Source organism: Gordonia sp. NPDC058843 (genome assembly GCF_042743165.1).
In the GTDB taxonomy this organism is placed as follows: domain Bacteria; phylum Actinomycetota; class Actinomycetes; order Mycobacteriales; family Mycobacteriaceae; genus Gordonia.
This window is the reverse complement of the sequence record NZ_JBHYNC010000038.1, coordinates 41,718-48,006: the sequence shown is the minus strand read 5'-3', so window position 1 is coordinate 48,006 and position 6,289 is coordinate 41,718. Positions and strand designations below refer to the sequence as shown.

The 6,289-nt window shown below is 66.8% G+C and carries 6 protein-coding genes; all 6 read right to left on the bottom strand.

The annotated features are described in order from the left end of the window. Positions 1-33 precede the first annotated feature (33 nt). The 6 genes from ACFW3F_RS20330 to ACFW3F_RS20305 all read right to left on the bottom strand — a co-directional run bounded on the left by ACFW3F_RS20330 (position 34) and on the right by ACFW3F_RS20305 (position 6,217). Positions 34-1,167 carry a branched-chain amino acid ABC transporter permease gene (locus tag ACFW3F_RS20330; protein WP_388060592.1) on the bottom strand — a complete coding sequence of 378 codons (1,134 nt, stop codon included), beginning with the start codon at positions 1,165-1,167 and terminating at the stop codon, positions 34-36. Beyond that, on the bottom strand, positions 1,164-2,051 hold the full coding sequence (locus tag ACFW3F_RS20325; protein ID WP_388060590.1) for a branched-chain amino acid ABC transporter permease: 888 nt from the start codon (positions 2,049-2,051) through the stop codon (positions 1,164-1,166). The genes ACFW3F_RS20330 and ACFW3F_RS20325 overlap by 4 nt, the downstream gene beginning before the upstream one ends. Further along, complete coding sequence (locus ACFW3F_RS20320; protein WP_388060588.1) at positions 2,048-2,788, bottom strand: ABC transporter ATP-binding protein; 741 nt, start codon at positions 2,786-2,788, stop codon at positions 2,048-2,050. The genes ACFW3F_RS20325 and ACFW3F_RS20320 overlap by 4 nt, the downstream gene beginning before the upstream one ends. Next, positions 2,785-3,549, bottom strand: coding sequence for an ABC transporter ATP-binding protein (locus ACFW3F_RS20315; protein ID WP_388060586.1), 765 nt, complete (start codon positions 3,547-3,549; stop codon positions 2,785-2,787). The genes ACFW3F_RS20320 and ACFW3F_RS20315 overlap by 4 nt, the downstream gene beginning before the upstream one ends. Further along, positions 3,546-4,793: an ABC transporter substrate-binding protein gene (locus ACFW3F_RS20310; protein ID WP_388060584.1), complete on the bottom strand. Its 1,248-nt coding sequence runs from the start codon at positions 4,791-4,793 to the stop codon at positions 3,546-3,548. The genes ACFW3F_RS20315 and ACFW3F_RS20310 overlap by 4 nt, the downstream gene beginning before the upstream one ends. Positions 4,794-4,903: 110 nt before the next feature. Then, positions 4,904-6,217: a flavin monoamine oxidase family protein gene (locus ACFW3F_RS20305; protein ID WP_388060582.1), complete on the bottom strand. Its 1,314-nt coding sequence runs from the start codon at positions 6,215-6,217 to the stop codon at positions 4,904-4,906. Positions 6,218-6,289: the final 72 nt, after the last annotated feature.

The window sequence follows — 6,289 nt, the reverse complement described above, 5'->3', positions numbered from 1 at the left end:
CCTCATGGGGAGCGCGCCGGCGCCTCATACCCGTCACGACGCCGCGGCGTCCGACCGGCGTCGCCGCCCGGTGATGGCCGACGCCAGCCCACCCGGCAGGAACAGGATCACGAGGACGAAGATGACGCCGAGGATGAACTGCGGTTGCGTCAGCGGGACACTCAGTACCGCGGGCAGATCCTGGATCGCGGGCAGCGTCGACAAGGCGGAGAGACGCAGATTCAGGTACGTGTAGAGCAGCCCACCGAGGAGCGCACCCCACAGCAATCCCCGCCCACCGAGCACGACCATCAGGATCAACCCGAGCGAGTACGTCAGAGCGACGATGCCTGGATTGCCGCCGCCCATCACGACCGAGTATGCGATCCCGCACAACCCGGCCAGGAAGGAGCCCGTGGTCGCGGCGAACAGCCGGTACAGATAGACATTGATCCCGAGTACCTCGGCGCGCAGCGCGTTCTCCCGGATCGCCTGCCACACGCTGCCGGCCTCGGTCGCCACGATCAGTCGCGCAACCACGTACACGACCACCAGGGTCGCCACCGCCAGCCAGTACACGTTGCGCGCGTTGACGAGTCCGGTGAAGTTGGCCGGCAGAACCCCGAAGTCGTAGGTCACACCGACCTCGCCGCCCAGCCCCCAATAGCCCCGTTCGACGCAGATTGCGAACAACTGGACCAACGCAAGGGTCGCCATCGCGAATCCGAACCCGGTCAGTTTCAGAGCGCACGCGTTGCCCACAATCGACACGAGAAGTGTTGTGGCCAGGGCCAACAACACGCCGAGCCCGAAGCCCACCGACTCCATGTTGCCGAACATCACCGCCGCGTAGCAGCCGACACCGAAGTACACGCCATGCCCCAGCGAGAGCAGTCCGGTGTAGCCGAAGACCAGATCCAGAGTGATCGCCGTCGCGGCGGCCACCAGCATCAGGGCCAGGAGGTTCATGCTGCCCGGACTGTTGAGCGGTCCGGGTAGGAGCCCGCCGAGCGAGACGTTGAACAGGGGCACGAGCAGCGTGACGATCACCGCGATGCCGATGAGCACCCCACCCAGGAGGTGTCGTGGCCTCGGCAGGCGTCGACCGTTGGTCTGGGCCGATGCCTCGGGAGTCGGGGTCTGGGCGGGTGATGACTGCGCGGTCGATGACTTGGTCGTCGGCATCATGCCAGTCGTCCTTTCTGTCCGAGGATGCCCTGCGGTCTGATCAGGAGCGTCAGGAGCATCAGGACCACGATCACGATGTCGCCGGCGCCGGCGTCGATGTAGAAATTGGCCAGGGCTTGCGCCGTCGCGAGCGCCACCGCTGCGATCGCGGCCCCTTCGATCGAGCCGAGACCCCCGACGATCAGGACGATGAACGCCAGGATCATGAGCTCGTCGCCCATGTACGGCGTGACACCGCGGTAGTACACGGCGGTGAGTGCGCCGGCGAGCCCGGCGAGCAAGCCACCGATGGTGAACACCAGCGTGAATGAACGCTGTACGTCGATTCCCAGGGCGGACACCATCTCCCGGTTCTCCACCCCGGCCCGGATGGTGATCCCGTAACGGGTGCGGGAGAGCAGGACCTTGATCGCGATCAGCACGACGGCCGCAGCACCGATCAACGCAAACCGCACGTTCGGTATCGCGGCACCGAAGATCTCCGTCGAATCACGCAGCCAGCCCGGTACTTCCACCAGATGCTGGTCGGGACCCCAGATGCCGGTGAGCAGCGCGACGACCGCGATGCTGATGCCGACGGTGGCCAGCAGTTGTTCGAGTTCGCGACCGCGGAGTGGACGGATCACCAGCACTTCGGTGACCAGGGAGACGACCGCACCGGCGGCCATGGCGACGACGATTCCGAGTACCAGTCCGCCTGTCGAAGCGGTACCGATCTCCTTCATCAGCAACCAGGCCATGTATGCGCTGAGGGTGAGGAAGCAGCCGTGGGCGAAGCTCAGCACCCTCATCAGCCCGAAGATCAGGGACAGCCCGGAGGCGAGCAGGAAGATCAGGGACGCGAGGCCCAGTGCGGCAACGAGAATCAGGACGAGGTCGCTCATCGGCCTGCCTTCCCGGACGGAGTGGGGTCGCCGACCCCGAGCATCTGGCGGATGCCCGCATTGTCGTCGAACATCTCTGCGGCCGGCCCGGCGGCGACGACCGCTCCCTGGTCGATGACCACCACGTGATCGGCCAGCCGACGTGCCACGGCGAGGTTCTGTTCCACCAGGAGCACCGCAGTGTTCGCGGTGGCGGCTTCGAGCGCCTCGGCGAACTCGGTCACCAGCCGCGGGGCCAGCCCCTTGGTGGGTTCGTCGATGAGCAGCAGCTTGTTCTCGTTGAGCAGCGCACGCGACAGCGACACCATCTGTTGCTGCCCCCCGGACAGGCTGCCGGCGAGTTGGCCTCCCCGGCTCTTCATCTCGGGAAACAGCTCGAAGACGCGTGCGTAGTCAGGTTCTGTTCCGGGACGTTCGGCGAGCCGGAGGTTCTCCGCGACGGTGAGTCCGTGGAAGACGTCGCGGTCCTCCGGGACATAACCGATTCCGAGATTGGCGATGCGGTGAGTGGGCATGGACCCGATCCGACGCCCGTCGAACTCGATGTCGCCCGACCTGGAGATCAACCCCAGGACGGCCCGCAGTGTGGATGTCTTCCCGACGCCGTTGCGGCCCAGGAGAACCGTCACCGAGTTCGCCGGCACGACGAGGTCGACACCACGAAGTATCGAGGACTGGCCGATCCAGGCCCGCAGATCGCGCACCACGAGGGTTGGATTCGAATTATTCTCGGTCACAACGGCTCCCCCACATAGGCCGCTTGTACGGTCGCATTGGCGACGATCTTGTCGGGCGCGTCGGCTGCGAGCAACGCACCCTCGACCAGCACCGCGATCCGCTGCGCCAGGTCGAGAACCACGTGCATGTGATGCTCGACCATCACGATGGTGACGCCCTTGTCGCGATGCACCTTCTTGATGAGTTCGACCAGCCCCGGGACGTCGTCGGTGTTGACTCCGGCCATCGGCTCGTCGAGCAGGATCACCTCCGGGTCACTGATGAGCACCATCGCCATCTCGAGCTTCCGGCGGTCTCCGTGCGACAGGTTCGCCGCCAGATCGCCTGCACGCCCTGCCAATCCGACGAGTTCCAGATGCGCGGCGATGTTGCCCGCCAATTCCGTGGTCGGCCGGGCGGGACGCAGGACGTTTCGCCAGGTGAGACGTCCCGCCACCGCAGCAAGCCGGACGTTCTCGTGAACTGTTCTGCCCACGAACAGGTTCGACGTCTGGAAGGTTCGTCCGACGCCTGCCCGCGCCCGCCGGTGCGGCGCCCATCGCGTGACATCGTGAGTGCCGATCCGCACCGTGCCGGACGAGGGAGTCATCGCCCCGCTCAGGACGTTGATCAGGCTCGTCTTCCCTGCCCCGTTGGGTCCGATGAGGACCAGCAGCTCGCCTCTCGGGACATCGAGGGTCACGTGGTCGAGAATCCGCACGCCGTCGATCGACAGGCTGACGTCGGTGACAGACAGGACCGGTATGTCTCCGGCGGTCACGACAGCGCCTTGTCCACCGGTGGTGCGATCTGCTCGAAGGCGATCTCGCGCACCACGTCCAGGCGGAGTGCGCCGTCCTTGTTCACCAGGCGGTACTCGAACATCGGCGATTCGACGAGGTGGTCCTCGGCGCGAATTGCGACGGGCCCCTGCACACCGTCGAACTTCGCACCGGCCAAGGCCTTGTGGACGTCGGCGGGCGCCAGACCGGGACCCGCCTCCTGGATCGCGCGGACGAGTGCGAGCGCGCCGAGGTAGCCGTAGGCCTGCTGGGCACCGATCTCGGTGTCCTCCGCTTCGGTGGCAACGTACTCGGCGACCACCTTCTCGGCCGGTGTCCCGGTCGTGTCCTCGGCGTACACCGAGACCAGGGCGAAATTGGCCAGCGCCTTGTCGCCCACGGCGTTCGCGACGGTGGCGTACTCCTGCGGAAGCGGCGCGAGCGAGGTGACCGTCACCGGCGAGTCGTCGGCGAACGCGTTCTGCGCCACCAACGCCTGGAAGAGCTGGGCGAGTCCCTCACCCGTCCAGCCGACGTAGATGGTGTCGACGCCGGAGGCCAGTACCTTCGCGACTCCGGCGGTGAAATCGTGAGTGTTGGTGGGGAACAGGAACTTCTCGACGGTCAGGCCGTACTCGCCGGCCTGTGAGGCCATGGCATCGGCCTGTGTCTGGCCGTAGTCGTAGTCCTGACCGACGTAGGCGACGCGCTTGCCACCGTTCTGCTTGATCATCTCCAGGACTGCGTTGTTGACGGTGCGAACGTCCACCGATGTGCGGAAGACGCCGGGGCTCATGGCGTTCAGGGCGGGGGTCGACGCGGCTCCGGCGATGAACACGACATCGTTCTCGACAGCCGTCTGGGCGACCGACACCGCCACCGACGAACTGGCGGTACCCACGATGATGTCGGTGCCGTTGCCCAGGAGTTCTCGAACGGCGGTCTGGCCCGTGGCCGGATCACCCGCGCTGTCCTTGACCTCGATGTCGATCTTGGTGCCGTCGACCTCATAGGTTCCGCCGGTGAGCTCCTCCAGCCCGGCCCGGAACCCGCTCTCCCATGCGGGCCCGTACAGCGAGAGGGGGCCGGTGTACTCGGACAGGATTCCCACGTCGACCACGCCGTCGTCGGACGCGGCCGAGTCGACGGTGCAGGCGGTCAGGCTCCCGACCAGCAGAGCGGTTGCGGCTACCGCGGTGCGGCCCCTCCGGCGACGAATCGACTGCGGGCGTGAACGGTTCATCTCTGTTCTCCTCGGTCTCAGCGGCAACTGTGGCGCTAACGCCGCTCGTGCACTGACTGTGGCGTACGCCACGCCGAGGAACATCACCTACAGAGGGTGATCACCTCTTCTCAGAGGGTCGACACCACCTCATCGGCCACGCGAAGCCCCGATTCGATCGCCCCGTCGAGATAACCGGGGTGCACCTCGGCCGTTTCCGACCCCGCCCAGTGGATCGCCCCGAACGGGGCGCAGTCCACGGGCGGCAGTCCGTCAGATGTCCCGAGGCGCGGCAACACCATGTACCCGCCGCCCACGTTCTCGTCGAGGTGCCATGACTTCTCGTGCCACCCAACGGGTTCGAGAACCCCGGGACCGGTGAACGGACTGAGGCCGCCGAGCAGGCTCGCCTGCCGCGCTGCGAGATCCATCGAGTCGAGCTGACGAGCCTCCCGCCCGCCGACCAGGATGCACAGGTGACCCGGACCTCCCGGGGGTGTGGTGTCGAAGACGGCGCGTCCGGGGGCGTCGAGGACGACCAGTTCGCCGCCGTCGCGCTCGCGCCAGAACGGTCTGTCGTAGACGGCGATGGCCTTGTACACCGCTCCCATGTAGGTGTTGTCGACCAGCGCCGCACGCGTCCGCGTCAACGCCGGTTGAAAGGCGATGCGAGACAGGAGGGGCGCGGGCGCGGTCACGATCACGCGGGCGCAACGGATGTCGCCGCGTGTGGTTGTCACCAGCGCGTGGTCGTCATCGTGCACTATCGCGGTCACGCGGTGTCCGGTCCGAACCGCCGGGCCCAGTTCCGCACCGATCGCATCGACGAGTGTGCCCACCCCGACGACGAGCAGCGAGTCCTGCGCTCCACCGGCAGTGGTGAGCATCGTGCCCAGGCCGTGCTGTCGCCGGATCGCCGTCGCCATCGCGTGCACCGACATCTCGTCGAGGTCACCTGTCCACGAGATCTGCGCGGAGATCTCGAGGATTCTGCGGGTGGCCCGACCCGGCACCCGGTCGAGCCACGTCTGCCCTGCCACCGAGTTCCAGCGCTGGGTGTCCACGAATTGCACAACCGCCGACAAGGCGGTCAAGGCCGCCCCCGCTGCGATCACCGCCGGCGAGAACACCCGCAACCGGCGGTTGCCGTCGACGAGCGTCGGCATCAAGGTGGTGTGCATCGGGAATTCGTCGACTCCCGATTCCGCGGCCAGTTCCTTCAGCAGGTGGTGGTCGCGGCCGAGCCATTGGCCGCCAAGATCAACTCGCGACCCCAGCACGGTCGTCTCGCTCAGTGCTCGACCACCGAGACGGTCCGCGGCCTCGACGACGAGGACGTCAACACCGCGGCGACGCAGCTCGCGTGCCGCGATCAGACCGGACATGCCCCCTCCCACCACGCACACCGTGGTGGACATGTCCCCCACGTTCTCGCTCGTCGCCATGGGACACCCCCGTCGTCGGCCGATGCCGCCCGATTTTCACGTCCGCCAACCGTACGACCTCTGCGGCTTCGA